The organism is Neobittarella massiliensis (ex Bilen et al. 2018), from assembly GCF_014269355.1.
GTDB classification, from domain to species: Bacteria; Bacillota; Clostridia; order Oscillospirales; family Ruminococcaceae; genus Neobittarella; species Neobittarella massiliensis.
The window spans coordinates 286,068-300,629 of sequence record NZ_JACOGI010000002.1 but is presented as its reverse complement, the minus strand read 5'-3'; the positions used below and the strand labels follow the sequence as shown (position 1 = coordinate 300,629).

The 14,562-nt window shown below is 60.7% G+C and carries 15 protein-coding genes; 5 read left to right on the top strand and 10 right to left on the bottom strand.

Going from position 1 to position 14,562, the window contains the following annotated elements; genetic code table 11:
* Positions 1 to 3: 3 nt before the first annotated feature.
* From H8K20_RS10505 to gpr, 6 genes are all read right to left on the bottom strand, one after another.
* On the bottom strand, positions 4 to 792 hold the full coding sequence (locus tag H8K20_RS10505; protein WP_154866827.1) for a polyphosphate polymerase domain-containing protein: 789 nt from the start codon (positions 790 to 792) through the stop codon (positions 4 to 6).
* Between the two features lie 194 nt (positions 793 to 986).
* Positions 987 to 2,117 (bottom strand): radical SAM family heme chaperone HemW, encoded by a 1,131-nt coding sequence (hemW, locus tag H8K20_RS10500; RefSeq protein ID WP_186488380.1) that lies wholly within the window; start codon positions 2,115 to 2,117, stop codon positions 987 to 989.
* A gap of 577 nt (positions 2,118 to 2,694) precedes the next feature.
* A complete protein-coding gene (gene lepA, locus H8K20_RS10495; protein WP_186488541.1) occupies positions 2,695 to 4,506 on the bottom strand; it encodes a translation elongation factor 4 in 1,812 nt (603 codons plus the stop codon).
* Positions 4,507 to 4,792: 286 nt separating this feature from the next.
* Entirely contained in the window at positions 4,793 to 5,059 is a 267-nt protein-coding gene (locus H8K20_RS10490) for a hypothetical protein (protein WP_186488379.1), read from the bottom strand.
* Positions 5,060 to 5,108: 49 nt separating this feature from the next.
* Positions 5,109 to 6,170 (bottom strand): stage II sporulation protein P, encoded by a 1,062-nt coding sequence (gene spoIIP / locus H8K20_RS10485; protein ID WP_186488378.1) that lies wholly within the window; start codon positions 6,168 to 6,170, stop codon positions 5,109 to 5,111.
* A gap of 130 nt (positions 6,171 to 6,300) precedes the next feature.
* A complete protein-coding gene (gene gpr, locus H8K20_RS10480) occupies positions 6,301 to 7,155 on the bottom strand; it encodes a GPR endopeptidase (protein ID WP_164998222.1) in 855 nt (284 codons plus the stop codon).
* 217 nt (positions 7,156 to 7,372) lie between these two features.
* On the opposite strand from gpr, the gene rpsT reads away from it, so the two are divergent.
* Positions 7,373 to 7,633: a 30S ribosomal protein S20 gene (gene rpsT / locus H8K20_RS10475; RefSeq protein WP_154866821.1), complete on the top strand. Its 261-nt coding sequence runs from the start codon at positions 7,373 to 7,375 to the stop codon at positions 7,631 to 7,633.
* A gap of 181 nt (positions 7,634 to 7,814) precedes the next feature.
* Here rpsT and spoVAE read toward each other — a convergent pair whose 3' ends face one another.
* Genes spoVAE through spoVAC form a run of 3 tightly spaced genes read right to left on the bottom strand, consistent with a single transcriptional unit; the run spans position 7,815 to position 9,681 of the window.
* Positions 7,815 to 8,171, bottom strand: a complete 357-nt coding sequence (gene spoVAE / locus H8K20_RS10470) for a stage V sporulation protein AE (RefSeq protein WP_105205173.1) — start codon at positions 8,169 to 8,171, stop codon at positions 7,815 to 7,817.
* Positions 8,172 to 8,187: 16 nt separating this feature from the next.
* Positions 8,188 to 9,198 carry a stage V sporulation protein AD gene (spoVAD, locus tag H8K20_RS10465; protein WP_178089825.1) on the bottom strand — a complete coding sequence of 337 codons (1,011 nt, stop codon included), beginning with the start codon at positions 9,196 to 9,198 and terminating at the stop codon, positions 8,188 to 8,190.
* A gap of 39 nt (positions 9,199 to 9,237) precedes the next feature.
* Entirely contained in the window at positions 9,238 to 9,681 is a 444-nt protein-coding gene (spoVAC, locus tag H8K20_RS10460; protein WP_105205172.1) for a stage V sporulation protein AC, read from the bottom strand.
* A 153-nt stretch (positions 9,682 to 9,834) separates the two neighbouring features.
* Here spoVAC and H8K20_RS10455 point away from each other — a divergent pair, with 153 nt between their 5' ends.
* Positions 9,835 to 10,404, top strand: a complete 570-nt coding sequence (locus H8K20_RS10455; RefSeq protein ID WP_105205171.1) for a hypothetical protein — start codon at positions 9,835 to 9,837, stop codon at positions 10,402 to 10,404.
* Between the two features lie 405 nt (positions 10,405 to 10,809).
* The gene (locus tag H8K20_RS10450; protein ID WP_105205170.1) at positions 10,810 to 11,565 is read left to right on the top strand and encodes a M23 family metallopeptidase; all 756 of its coding nucleotides are present in this window, start codon (positions 10,810 to 10,812) and stop codon (positions 11,563 to 11,565) included.
* Positions 11,566 to 11,675: 110 nt separating this feature from the next.
* Here H8K20_RS10450 and spoIIID read toward each other — a convergent pair whose 3' ends face one another.
* Positions 11,676 to 11,972: a sporulation transcriptional regulator SpoIIID gene (gene spoIIID, locus H8K20_RS10445; protein WP_186488377.1), complete on the bottom strand. Its 297-nt coding sequence runs from the start codon at positions 11,970 to 11,972 to the stop codon at positions 11,676 to 11,678.
* Between the two features lie 431 nt (positions 11,973 to 12,403).
* On the opposite strand from spoIIID, the gene H8K20_RS10440 reads away from it, so the two are divergent.
* Both H8K20_RS10440 and H8K20_RS10430 read left to right on the top strand, forming a co-directional pair.
* Positions 12,404 to 13,681, top strand: a complete 1,278-nt coding sequence (locus tag H8K20_RS10440; protein WP_186488376.1) for an MFS transporter — start codon at positions 12,404 to 12,406, stop codon at positions 13,679 to 13,681.
* Between the two features lie 549 nt (positions 13,682 to 14,230).
* On the top strand, positions 14,231 to 14,545 hold the full coding sequence (locus tag H8K20_RS10430) for a hypothetical protein (protein ID WP_105205151.1): 315 nt from the start codon (positions 14,231 to 14,233) through the stop codon (positions 14,543 to 14,545).
* The last annotated feature ends 17 nt before the right edge of the window (positions 14,546 to 14,562 follow it).

Genomic DNA, 14,562 nt, shown 5'->3' with positions numbered 1-14,562 from the left:
GATCTATCCTTTCGCGCCCAGGGCTGCCGGGCCAAACAGACCGCGGCTGGCCGGTGTAGGTGTACAGCCCGCTGTTGGGGCGGGGTGCTCTCCCCGAGGTAATGTCAGCTGCCCCCGGGAGAGCGCCCGCCGGTATACGCTGCCGTACTTGGAAAAAGAGATCGGGTACAGCTGCATCGCGGACAGCAGCTGAGACAGCCAAAGCGGATAGGCGCCGGGGACCTTGATCTCCATAATATAGTGGCTGGGATCGAGCAGCTCGTCCTGAGGGCTGTCCTCCAGGCTGATGTGACTGCGCCGGCTGCGGATGCGCTCGTCGACGGTGATGCGCAGGCCGTCTTCGCCGGTAAAGGCCTCGCGGTCGTAGGCCAGGTACAGCGCTGGGCGCGGGCGGTAGAAGGAAAAGAAGTACTGGATCTCGCGCAGCACCTGATCGGGGCACGGGGGCAGCTGGCCGCGGCGCAGAAAATCGCCGGCCTGCGGGCAGCTGAGCGCGGTGCGCCGCTTGTACACGATACCGCGGTATTTTTTCTTGATCTCTAAAAACACGGTGCTGTCGCCGGTGAGCTGGTTATAGCAGCGCACGCGAAACTTCTCTTTGTATTTGGGCCCCTCGATGGACTGGCGGATCAGGGCGTAGGTATCGGTGTCGTAATAGATATTGTGGATGGTGTGATGGCCGTATTGGTCCAGCTGGATACGGCCGGCGGCCGCCTGCAAAAAGTCCGCCCGCTGCCGGGCGGTGAGCCGGTACTTTTGTTCTACCCGCTCAAAGACGCGTTCCTCGCGCATACTGTGTCACCTCTCTACTTTGATGCTACCAGCATAGCCGGGCTATCTGTAAAGAAGATGTAAAGCCGGTGAAAGTTGTGTGAATACCGCCCCAGGAGATGCCTGCCCGGCGCGCGGCGCCGCTAAGATGCAGCGAGCGGACCCTGACAGCAGATGCGTCAGGGCCCGCTTAGACCGCTTTTATTGAGCTCCCATCAGCCAAACAGCAGTTTGGCGGTGATAGCATTAGAGAGCAGAAAGCCCGCCGGTGTGAGCGAGACCCGGCTGCCCTGTACCAACACCAGACCGGCTGCCGCCAGCGGCGCCGCCCGGCCGGTGACCGCCGCCAGATCGATGTCCGGGTCGGGCGGGAGACGGCCGCTGCGCAGCTGGCGGCTGGCGGCCGACACGTCGAGCCCGTCGGTGAGCCGCAGCCGCAGCATGCAGTACTCCTCCAGGTCGCTTCTCCCCTCGTGCTGCAGCAGCTCCAGCCCGCCGCCCAAAAAGGCAGACAGGTCGCTGGGGTAGTAACAGCGCCGGCCGCGGTACAGGCTGTGGGCGGCCGGACCGATACCGATGTAGTCCTCCAGCTGCCAGTATTTCATGTTGTGCACACACCGGCGGCCGGGCCGGGCGAAGTTGGATATCTCGTACTGGTCGTATCCCAACTGGGAGAAAGCCTGCACCGCCGCCAGGTAGAGGTCGGCCACCGCGTCCTCGTCGGGCAGGTCCAGCGCGTCCTTTTGCGCGTACAGCGGGGTGCCCGGCTCGAGCTTTAGCATGTAAGCTGAGATGTGGGTGGGGCGCGTCTCGTGCAAAAAGGCCGCCATGTCGTCTGCCGCCTGCACCTGCTGGCCGGGCAGGCCCAGCATAAAGTCGACCGACAGATCGCTAAACCCGGCGGCGCGGGCATCCAGCAAGCTGTCTTTTGCCTGCTGCACGGTGTGCAACCGACCCAGCTGTACCAGCTGGGCGTCACAGGTGGACTGCACCCCAAAAGAGAGCCGGTCTACCCCGGCTTTTCGCAGGGCGTTGTACTGGTGGGGGGCGATCGTGGCGGGGTTGCACTCCATCGATATCTCGCAGCCGGCCGCGACGTTAAAGTGGCGGCGCACCGCGTCTAGGACGGCGGGGATATCGTTGGCCAGCAGGCTGGGGGTGCCGCCGCCAAAATAGATGCTGTCCACCGTTTCGCCGCTGCACCGCTGCCCCCACAGGGCGATGTGCCGCCCTAACGCCCGCAGGTAGTCGGCCCGCTGCTGCCGGCCGCCGGGCAACGAGTAGAAGCTGCAGTAGGCGCATTTGCGGGCACAGAAAGGTATGTGGATATACAGGCCGACAGCCATAGGCGCACCTCCCATAGAAAAGTAAAGAACAACTTTTGACAGAGAGAGCCGCCGCCCCAAGGCGGTGGCTCTCTCTGTCAAAGGATCACATGTGTAAGATCTGGACGACCGATGATGCGGCAGACCCGCACCGCGAAAAATACATTATTGCGAAGCAGCGGGAGGGGCTGCGCCCCGACAGGATCTCTTACTCTTTTTGCGCCACCAGGTGGGAAACACGATCTCTCCATCCGCACCGAGCCCATATGACCTTTTGCGCAAGAATAAGCATCAAGCGTACCACTGACCGTAAGAAATACGTCGCTGCGAAGCAGCGGGAGGGACGGTGTCCCGACAGTAGTTCTTACTCTTTTTGCGCCACCAGGTGGGAAACACGATCTCTCCATCCGTACCGAGCCCGTATGACTTTTTGCGCAAGAATAAGCATCAAGCGTACCACTGACCGTAAGAAATACGTCGCTGCGAAGCAGCGGGAGGGACGGTGTCCCGACAGGATTTCTTACTCTTTTTGCGCTACCAGGTGGGGAACACTGTCTTTCCTTCCCCACTAGGCCCACATGACCTTTTGCGCAAAAAGCTAGTCGCCGCTATCCAGCTTGAGCACCGCCATAAACGCCTCCTGCGGGACCTCCACCGTGCCCAGCTGGCGCATGCGCTTTTTGCCCTCTTTCTGTTTTTCAAGCAGCTTTTTCTTGCGGGTGATATCGCCGCCGTAGCACTTGGCCAGTACGTCTTTGCGCAGGGCGCGCACCGTTTCCCGGGCAATGATCTTGCCGCCGATGGCCGCCTGGATGGGGATCTCGAACATCTGGCGGGGAATATTGTCCTTTAACTTCTCGGCCATTTTGCGCGCCCGGGGGTAGGCCTTGTCGGTGTGCACGATGAACGACAGCGCGTCCACCACATCGCCGTTGAGCAAAATATCCAGCTTGACCAGCTTGGAGGGGCGGTAGCCGATGAGCTGGTAGTCCAGCGAGGCATAGCCCTTGGTGCGGGACTTGAGGGCGTCGAAAAAGTCGTAGACGATCTCGTTGAGAGGCAGCTCGTAGTGGATATCCACCCGGGTATCGTCTAAATAGGTCATGTCTTTAAACACGCCCCGCTTCTCCTGACACAGCTCCATGATGTTGCCCACAAAGTCGGACGGGGCGTAGATATCGGCCCGCACGAACGGCTCGTAGGCCTGCGCGATGACGGCCGGGTCGGGGTAGTTGGTGGGGTTGTCGATAAACACGGTAGAGCCGTCGGTGAGCTCGATCTTGTACACCACGCTGGGGGCGGTGGTGATGAGATCCATGTTAAACTCCCGCTCCAGCCGCTCCTGGATGATCTCCATGTGCAGAAGGCCCAAAAAGCCGCAGCGGTAGCCAAAGCCCAGCGCCACCGAGGTCTCGGGCTCAAAGGAGAGCGAGGCGTCGTTGAGTTTCAGCTTTTCCAGCGCCTCGCGCAGGTCCTCGTACTTGGAGCCGTCGGCCGGGTAGATGCCCGAAAACACCATGGGCTGCACCTCGCGGTAGCCCTGCAGCGGCGCAGCGGCGGGGCGCTCGGCGTGGGTGACGGTGTCGCCCACCTTGGTCTGGCCCACGCTCTTGATGCTGGCGGTGATGTAGCCCACCTCGCCGGCGCGCAGCACATCCGCCGGCTCCATCTGGGTGGCACGCAGGTAGCCGGTCTCCACCACGTCGAACTCGGCGCCGGAGGCCATCATGCGGATGCGGTCGCCGGGCTTGACGCAGCCCTCTACGATGCGCACGTAGACGATGACGCCGCGGTAGCTGTCGTAATAGCTGTCGAAAATGAGGGCCTGCAGCGGTGCGGCCGGGTCGCCCGATGGGGGCGGCACGTCGCGCACGATCTGCTCCAGCACCGCCTCGATATTGACGCCGTTTTTGGCCGAGATACAGGGGGCGTCTTCGGCGGGGATGCCGATGACGTCCTCCACCTCCTGCCTGACCCGCTCGGGGTCGGCGGCGGGCAGGTCGATCTTGTTGATGACCGGCAGAATCTCGAGGTCGTGTTCCAGCGCCAGATAGGTATTGCCCAGCGTCTGCGCCTCGATGCCCTGCGAGGCGTCGACCACCAAAATGGCCCCCTCACAGGCGGCCAGCGAGCGGGATACCTCGTAATTGAAGTCGACATGGCCCGGGGTGTCGATCAGGTTGAGCTCGTAGGTGTCGCCGTCCTTGGCGGTGTAGTCGAGCTTGACGGCACGGGCCTTGATGGTGATGCCCCGCTCGCGCTCCAGGTCCATATTGTCGAGCAGCTGGGCGCTCATCTCGCGGCTGGCCACCGATTGGGTGGTCTCCAGCAGGCGGTCGGCCAACGTGGACTTGCCGTGATCGATATGGGCGATGATAGAAAAGTTGCGGATCTTATCTAAATAGGACAGAATGCTCACCTCGCGCTAAAGTCTCGGGGCGCGCCGTCGCGCGGCCCCTGCCGTCGGCACAGCTCGTCCCCCAGCGGGGCCCGGGGCGGCCGACGGATCTATCGTGAACCGGCTGCCGGGCAGCGGCCCCTTTTATAAGGTATATGCTAAGGTATTGTACCACAGCCGGCCGCAAAATACCAGCAGTTTTCCCGCTGTGGGGCGGTGGTCTCGCCGGCGCGGGTGCGGGCAGAAAAAAGAGAGGGTCTCCCCTCTCGATCTCTCTTTTTAAGGCCGCTGCCAAAAGTCAAAACAGCGCCGCCAGCCAGCTGTAGGCCAGCTGGCAGAGCACCTTGACCTCGCTGGGCAACAGCCGGTAGCCCAGTTCGCCGCCGCGGTGGACCCAGTGCTCGAGCGGCAGCTTGGGCAGCCGCAGCTGACCCTGCATCATCTGGTAGGTGTTGAAAAACGCCACCCCGATGGCCAGCGCCATGCAGATGATGGCCAGCGCGAGCAAAAAAGCGGTAAAGAACCGGCGGGGCGCATCGGGGTCTGAGATGTATTTTCTGTGCAACTGCGCACCTCCTGTATCTTGAGACATCTGCCGGCTCACGCGGCGCCGCTCAGCCGGCGCGGGCCTTGAGGTATTGGGCCAAACCGCGGCCGATGAGCTCGCCGGAGTACACCGCCTCGCCCAAGGTGTTGGCGTGACCGCCCACCTCGATGAGGATGTTGGCAGGGGTAAGATCCTGGTTGTAAAAGCGGTAGTCGAACAGGATGGGCCGGGTGAGGTCGGGAAAGCTGGTCTCGAGCACGTCCTGCAGATCGGCGGCAAAGCGCAGGTTTTTGGCGTACCCCGGCAGCTCGTTGTCGCTGGTGTTGCAGCCCACGATCATCATGATCTGGGCGGCGTTTTTGCCCTCGATCTGGGCGGTGGGCTTGGCGCGGGTGCCATCGGAGTACTGTATGGCGTCGCGGTGCACGTCGATGACCACTTTGATGGAGGGGTACTTTTTGAGGTACTCCTGCACGGTGATGCGCGAGCGGTCGTAGGCACCGGTATACTGGGGGTTATCGTGTTGGGTCTTATCCTGGATGGCACAGATACCGGCGGCGTTGAGCTGAGCCACCAGCGCCTCGCCCACCCGGGTCATGTTCTGGGCGTTGTCCTCGTTTCGCGAGGCGGCGCCTGGGTCGTAGTAGCCCAGGTCGTAGTTTTCATAGCTCTCGGTGGCGTGGGTGTGGACGACGAGCACCTGTGGCTCGGAAGCGCCCAGCTGTATTTTAAAGTCGGCGTCGTCCGACAGTGCCGAAAGCACCTGCTCAGCGCTCATCTCGGTCTTGTTGTTGATGGCGCCCGATTTATAGGGGATGCCTTTTTTAGTGGAGAGGTTGACTGTCTCGATGGGCAGCGCGCCCTCGGGGCGCTGCTGGTCGGCGGGGGCGGCGGGCTCGGTCTGCGGGGGCAGGAGCGACTTGAAATCGGTCCAGCTCTCGTCTTTTTCCAAAATGGTGGTGCCCTCATCGTCGTCGCGGTTGGCCCTGTTCTCTGACGGCGACAGGCCGGAGAACACCTGGCTGCCGATCGCCACATTTTTGCCGGCAAATTTCTGGTACCAGCCCACCAGCGTATCGAGATTGCCGTATACCGTCAACAGCACCAGTGTCAGCGCGGCAAGCACCACCTTGCCGCGCCCCTGTCTTTTTTTCCTTTGTGTCGCGATCCTTGTCCGACTGCGCCTGGCCATAGGGCACCTCCCAGATAGTCACTGGGTAGTAGTATATGTGCCCGCCGTCGGCGGTATGTCAGCGGCGCTACGACACCAGGTACTGCATGTCCTCAGGCGAAATGCTCGGCTGCAGCGCCCGGTTGAGGGCGGCGGCCATCACCGCACAGCCCCGCTTTAAAATGAGATCGATCTCGCGGTTGGTGACCATCATGGCGCTGCCGGCCGCGTCGCAGGGACGGCCGGTAAAGTGCTCTACCAGAGTTGCGGCGTCCACCACCGTGGGCAGCCCCATGGCGATGACCGGCACTCCCAGCGTGTTTTGCGACAGCTCTTTGCGGGCGTTGCCCACCCCTGAGCCAGGGGCGATGCCGGCGTCGGATATCTGAATGGTGCTGCCCAGACGCTGGGTGTCGCCGGCGGCCAGCGCGTCGATCACCACCGCACAGCTGGGGGCAGTGGCCCCGGTCAGCGAGCGGGCGATCTCCTGTACCTCCATGCCGGTCTGACCCAGTACGCCCGGCGCCAGCACCGATACCGGGCGCAGCGCAAGACCCAGCTGCTGGGCCAGCTCGACGGGGATGTGGCGGGTGGCCAGTACCTGGCCGGCGGTCTGGGGGCCCACGGCGTCGGGGGTGATGGCGGGGTTACCCAGACCGATGACCAGCACGCCGCCGCTCTCTGGCAGCAGCGGGGCGATCTCACCGGCGATGCAGTCGATGATCTCATCCGACTGGTTTTGGCCGTGCAGCAGGTTTTCAAAGGTGACGGTCACATAGCGGCCCACCGGTTTGCCGATCTTCTGGGCCATGGCCGCCGTTTTGATGTGGGTGGTCGTCACCTCCACCCCGCCGCATTTGCGGCTGTGGTGTGCCAGCTCTTCGCTGTCTTTTACCAGCGCGGGGTCGATGCACTCTACTGCCAGGTCGGTGCGCACAGACACGGCACTCACCTCTCTTTCCAGTTTTTCGTGTGGCCGCCGGCGCTGCCGGGCGGCGCCCGGACCACGCGCGCCCAAAGCGGTGCTTTCAGCGGGGCACGGATAGGCGCCCGGCGGCCACAAAATTTTTTAGGTGTTCTTTTTTAGAAAAACGCTTGCAATCTCCCGCAAAAAATGATAACATAACTTGTACGATTATCGGGTCGAAGGAGGTGCGATTATGCCGAACATTAAATCCGCGAAGAAGAGAGTGAAAGTCACCCAGGCCAAAACTCTCCAGAACAAGATGGTCAAGTCTGCTCTGAAGACTGTCATCAAATCCGCCGAGATTGCTCTCGAGCAGAATACCGAAAACAAGGCGGAGCTGGTCAACACCGCGATCAAGAAGATCGACATGGCAGTGACCAAAGGGATCCTGCACAAAAACTGTGCGGCCAGGAAAAAATCCAGCCTCGCCCGCAAGCTCAACGCCTCCGCATAAATAAAGCAGGTATTCAAAAGCAGACCATCTGGGCTGCTTTTTTCTTTTGCCTGTTTCTCGCTGCCGGCGGTGTGCCGTCCTCTGGATGGGGGCGGCACACCGTTTTTTGGACAGAACGGCGGCAACGGCTGACACTGGGGCCGGGGGCTCTATCTCGGTGCGCAGCGGATACGGGCGGCGATCACGATTTGTCTTTGGGCTTAAAGATCAGCGCCACCAGCAGCCCGAACAGCACCGCCGCGGTGATGCCGGCGGCACCGGCGGTGAGCGGTCCGGTGAGCGCGCCCAGCAGCCCGTCTTTTTGCACGGCCTGCAGAGTGCCTTTGGCCAGCAGATTGCCAAAGCCGCTGAGCGGGACGCTGGCGCCGGCGCCGGCAAAGTCGACCAGCGGCTGGTACAGTCCCAGCGCCCCCAGCACGACGCCGGCCACCACGTAGCCCACCAGAATGCGGGCGGGGGTCAGCTTGGTCTTGTCGATGAGGATCTGGCCGATGACGCAGATGATGCCCCCGACGATAAATGCCTTTAAATAATCCATGTTTTAACCCTCTCTTCTACTCGGCGGTGATGTGCACCAGATGGGCGATACCGGGGATCGATTCACCCTGGGCCGAACTGGTGGGCGACAGCAGCGCGCCGGTGGCCATGAACAGGATATCCCGCAGTTTGCCGGCGGCCATCTGGCGCAGGATGTGGGCGCACAGCACGGTGGCGCTGCAGCCGCAGCCGGAGGCGCCGGCGTGCACGTCTTGCGTTTGGCGGTCGAAGAGCAGCAGACCGCAATCTTTGTGCCGCGGCTGCAGGTGGATCTTGTCCATGCCCAGCAGCTCATAGAGCAGCTCGCTGCCCACCTGACCCAGATCGCCGGTGGCGATGAGATCGTAGTCACCAGGGGTGGTGCCGGTATCCTCAAAGTAATTTTTGAGGGTGTCGGCCGCCGCCGGAGCCATAGCTGCGCCCATGTTGTTGGCGTCGGTGATGCCCAGATCGACGATCTTACCAAAGGTGATGTGGCGCACCCGCGGGCCGGCGCCGCCCTTTTGCACCACTACGCAGCCGCCGCCGGTGGCCGTCCACTGTGCGGTGGGGGTGCGCTGGCCGCCATAGGCAAGCGGCAGGCGGTACTGGCGCTCGGCGGTGCAGAAATGCGAGGAGGCCACCGCCGCGCAGCGGGCGGCACAGCCGCTCTCGATAAAGATGCTGGCCAGACTCAGGCTCTCGGCCATGGTGGAGCAGGCGCCATAAAGCCCCACCAGAGGGATGCCGAACTCGCGCAGGCCAAAAGAGGAGGCGATACACTGGTTGAGCAGGTCGCCGGCAAAGATGTACTCCACCTCTTTTTTGTCCAGTTTGGCTTTCTCCAGGGCCAGCGTCACCGCCTTTTTCTGGATGGCGCTCTCCGCTTTCTCCCAGGTCTTTTCACCGAAGGTGGTATCGGTGTCGGTAAAGTCGAACTCTCTGCCCAGCGGGCCCTCCTGCTCTTTTTTGCCGCCCACTGCGGCATAGCTCTGTATGGTAGGGCCCTCACTCAGGGCCAAGGTGCTTTTGCCCACTTTTTCTATCATCAGCAATACGCCTTCTTTCCTATAATAATGGGCGGCCGATCAGACCAGCCCCATCACGAATACGATGGCCCCGTACAGCACTGCCGCACAGGCCCCGTACACGATGACCGGGCCCGAGATGACGAACAGCTTGGCCCCCAGGCCCAGTACATAGCCCTCGGCTTTGAACTCCAGCGCCGGCGATACCACCGCGTTGGCAAAGCCGGTGATGGGCACCAGCGTGCCGGCGCCGGCGACCTTGGCGATATCGTCATACAGGCCGAGGCCGGTGAGCAGTGCGCTCAAAAACACCAGCGTCACCGAGGTGAGCGTGGCGGCGTCCAGCTTGCTGGCTCCCAGGTAGCTGTACAGATTTATAAGGCCCTGACCCAGGGTGCAGATGGCCCCGCCAATGAAAAAAGCGCCCAGGCAGTTTTTAAAGATGGGCGAATTGGGCGAGTATTTCTTTACCATCTTGTCGTATTCCATATCTGAGATATGCATGGCTTTCCCTCCCTTTTTTCGTAGTATTTGAGTGGTGCTGCCGGTTTATGCCAGTTGTCACCGTGGCAAAATATGCTATAATAATAAAAATGACATTGTGCGTCAGGCGCTGCCGGCAATGGATGCGGCGGCGCGGGTGGGAGGACCGAGCTCATGATTCAATCTAAGACAATACGGCGGCTGATCGCGCTGCTGGCAGCGGCGACATTGCTGCTGGCCGGCTGCACCAGTTTTGCCGACACCTATTTCGACTACGACGGCAGCGGCTATTTTGTCAGCGAGGACGGCTACCTGCAGATCGAGTACCGCGACGGGTTCCAGCAGCTCTCCAGCGTGGACAAGGCGGTGCTGGGGGCAGACTGGAAAAAGCAGCAGGTCAATATCCAAGTGGGGCACCTGGCCAAGGACAGCGAGAGCATCAAGGAAAACGAGATCAGCTCTCTGGCCGGGTTCATCGGCCTGTACCAGGAGACCGACCTGGCCAATGTGCTCAAGTACGCCACTGTGGGCAAGCTGCAGGACTACACCTTTGAGGGATTCACCGCCGCCCAGGGGTACGACCTGGATATCAATAAGAGCGGCGACAAGGTGGGCGCCCGCATCTATTATCTCGAGGACGAAAGCAGCTATTACGTCATCTACCTCAACGGCGAAAAGGAGCACTTTAAAAAGAATTTTGAGTTGCTCGACGAGATGGCCCACACGTTAAAGGTCCTCAAATAGCTGTTCCCGCAAAATTGCATAAAAACCCCGTCTTCTGTAAAAGCTACGGAAGACGGGGCTTTTTATTGACATTTTGAAAAGATCGTTTTTATCCGCCAAACAGCAGCTATAGACCCAGCGGGCGGCGGGCTCTCTTACAGTGGGCCGGATGAGCAGGCAAGCCTTTTTGCGAGATACGGCGTTGGGGCGCACGGGGGCCGGTCTAATGGGGCGCTTAAGCGGCACCCGATGGGCGGCTGATCCTGAGCAGAGCCTGAGCAGCGCCGGCACCGCCGGTAGGGGCACTCAAAGAGCGGCGAGCTGGAGGTGCGGCGCTCCGGGCACTGTTTGGCTGGTCAATATAAATAGACCCGGCCAGAATATCCATGACCGGGGCTGTCAACAATATGGGTGGAGGTGACTACAATGCAAAAACTGCATTACGGCAAATCGAAATTCCAGCGGTTTTTCAGCGGTAAGGGATTTTACATCGCGCTGGCGGCCTGCATTTTGGGCGCTGGTATCGCATCCTGGGCCCTGATAAACGGGACGATGAACGACATCAAAAAGCAAAACAAGGCCATAGGGAGTGAAACGCCATCATGGGAATCCTCGGATACACAGATCGTGGAAAAACCGGTAGAGGATCAGGCCAAACCGTCCGAAGACTCGTCAGCACAGCAAAATACGCAGTCATCGTCGGAACCGGCATCTACTACATCGCCAGATTCATCCGCATCGCCAGATGCACAGGACAACTCGCAAACTGCGCCGACTGGGGGCTTTCTCTCGCCGATCTCTGGCGAGACCATTAATCCCTTTAGCGGCGGGGACCTGGTGAAAGACGCCACACTGGGCGACTGGCGCACCCATAACGGCGTGGACATCGCCGCCGATGTGGGCACCCAGGTGATCTCCTGTGCGGCCGGCACCGTCAAGTCGATCAGAGACGACGACCTGTGGGGCACTGTGATCGAGATCGAGTTCGAGGGCGGCGCCACCGGTATCTACAAAGCCATGAGCCCCGAGACCACTGTCAAAGAGGGGCAGGCAGTATCCGCCGGCGACCCGATCGGGACCATCGCCAAATCCTGCGTCAACGAGAGCAAGCTGGCCCCCCACCTGCACTTTGAGCTGAAACAGGATGGAAAGTATGTGGACCCCACGGGGTACTGGGGGTAAGGTACACTATTTCCAACATGAAAATAGCGGATTGATATGCAATTCATATCGATCCGCTATTTTTTGTCTAGAAATAGATCTCTTAACTACTGGCCAAAAATTTCCACGGCTCACGCCGGCTCTTTTTCTCCCGTCTCGGCACTGCCGCTCTCGCGGTGGTGCATTTCCTCGTACTTATATTTTGTCGCCTGTCCGCCGCGGATGTGGCGTTCGTTTTTATTTTGTTCCAGTACTTTTTTCACCTCTTGATACAGCGTTGGATTGAGCCGCTTCAGCCGTTCAGACACGTCTTTATGTACCGTGCTCTTGCTCACGCCAAACTTTTTGGCCGCGCCGCGCACCGTGGCCCGGTTCTCCACGATGTATCGGCCCAGTTCGGCGGCTCGCTCCTCTGGTAACCCCTTCAAATCAAACCCTCCCTATCCCGGATATGGTCCATATATATGCGCCGAAAAAGGGGAACATGCCCGCCCCGGCGGGCCACAGCCCTCCACGCAGTCCGCGCAGTACCCGCTCGGTGCCGCCACCGCACCCATATACCGCCGCTTTCCTATATAATAAGGGGCACCGTCAGCCCGGTATTCCGCCCGCCGCTCATACCCCCATCTGCCCGGCCATATACATAGCGGTGGGCACCCGCGCCGGTGTTGACAGAACTGGGCCCGCGCAGTACCATTTATATAAAGAAGAGAGCGGCAACTGCCGGTCCTGCCGTGCAGGCCGGGCAGCCGCCATGCGCATCGCCCCGATCCCTCCCCGCCCGCCGCTGCCGCGGCTTTTATTTTGGGCGGGCCTTACAGGTTCGGCGCGGCGCTTTTTTATGAGAGAGGATGGTTATTTGAAAGCGAAAAAACGGCATTACGCGTGGATGGTACTGGCCTGTTGTATCCTGATCTCGGTCTCGCACAGCATCATCACCTGCGCGGCGGGCAACTTCGTCACCCCCATCGTGCAGGATCTGGGCTGCAAGGTGAGTGCCTTCACCATGATCGTCTCGATCGAGGCCTTTACTATGGCCCTGCTCTACCCCATCGCCGGCAAGGTGCTCACCACCGGTAAGATCGGGCTGGTCATCACGCTGGCGCTGCTGCTGCAGTACCTGGGCATGTTCCTCATGGGCACCTACCGCTCCATCTACGGCTTCTACCTCTCGGGGGTGATGATCGGTGTGGGCTCTGCCTTCTCGGTGCTGGTGGCGCTGCCCATCATCATCAATATGTGGTTTAAGAAAAAGACCGGCATGGCCCTGGGCATCGCCACCTCTTTTGGCAGCGCCGGCGCCATCATCTGCAACCTGCTCTCGGCCCAGCTCATCGCCGCTTTTGGCTGGCGCAACGCCTACTTTATCCTCGCTGTGGGCGGGGCTATCATCTCGGTGCCGTTTGTCTGCAAATTTATGAAATCTCCGCAGGAGGTGGGCTGCGCCCCCTACGGCGCCGACGAGCCCGACACAGCAGACGACACCTCGGCCCATACTGAGAGCGAGTGGGGCCTCACCCGCAAGCAGGCCTTTAAAAAGCCGCTATTCTACCTGGCCTGGCTCACCTGCCTGTGCTACAGCATCGGCACCGGTGTGCCCGGCTATGTGGCTACCTTCACCACCATGGAGCTGGGCAAATCGCTGCAGTTCGGCTCTATCGCCGCCACCTGCGTCAGCGTGGGCACGGTGCTGTGCGGCTTTTTGCTGGGCTCGGTCAACGACCGCTTCGGCGTCAAGGCCGGCATGCTCTGGGGCGTGGTGTTCATGGGCTCCGGCCTGGGCGGCATGATCCTGGCTATCTCCAACTCCGCTTTTCTGCTGCCGGCCTGCCTGCTGATGGGCCTGGGCGGCAGCATGTACACGGTGCAGGCGCCGCTGGTGGCCCGCCACGCCGTGGGCGGCAAGCACTACTCCGACATCTGGGCCATCATGATGATCGGCAACAGCATGATCGGCGCCTTCTCCTACGCGCCCATCGGCCTGTTCTACGACAAGACCGGCACCTACAAAGGCGCCTTTATCCTGGGTATCGCCATGTTCGCGCTGGCGCTGATACTGGGCAGCATCGCCATCGACATGAGCAAAAAAGAGCGCCGGGCCTACACTGCACGTCAAAAAACCGGCCAGCCCCAATAGCGCTATATGCCCTCTAAAGCGCCGCCGCACCATAAAAGTGGCGGCGTTTTTCTTTTACCCACCGTTATCGGGCCGGAGATTATTGACATTTTATTCACAATTTATCGTCACTTTTTTCACAATCTTTTCTGTCCAGCGTGTATCCTGAGAATACAGCATTTTTATACTGCCAACATAGCATTACAGCACTACAGCACCCCATATACCCCGCCGGGACGTCCTTCTCAGGGCGTCTTTTCCCTTTTTGCGGGCCCACTGCGGCGGCCGGAGCCGCCTCTGCTAGACCCGCGCCGGGGAACAGCTGCTGTCGAAACGCCGCGACCCTGCGGCCAGATTTTCCCGATTGGGCTATCAGTACAAAAATACCGATTATGTCCGCGCGCGTATCATACAAAACACACGAAAAAAACCCGTAAATTACGCCGAAAACCGGCCCGGCCAATTGTGTGACGAACGGCAAAGCAGTATAATGAAACAGAATGCTGAGCATATTCCCTACAGCGTATTTCCAGTGCATAAACAGCAGCCAAAAAAGGGTGGTGATAACAGATGGCAAAAGAGATCGTCGACCAGGTGCGCCAGGCCGAGCTTGACGCCGACAGCGCCGAGAAGCAGGCCCACCTGCAGGGCGAGGACCTGATCGCCCAGGCCCACCTGGCGGCCAAAAAGGCGCTGGCCGAGGCGGTACAGCAGGCCAAAGAGCAGGCCCGTGTGCAGCTGCAGCAGGCCAGAGAGCAGGCCGCAGCGGCCGAGGACGCCGCCGGGCAAGAGGTGCAGCAGCAGATACAGGCGCTGCGCCAGCAGGCGGCCGGCCGCCAAAAAGAAGCCCAGTCGATCATCCTGAAAGAGGTGCTGCCACAGTAACTTTTTCTGCGCTGCCG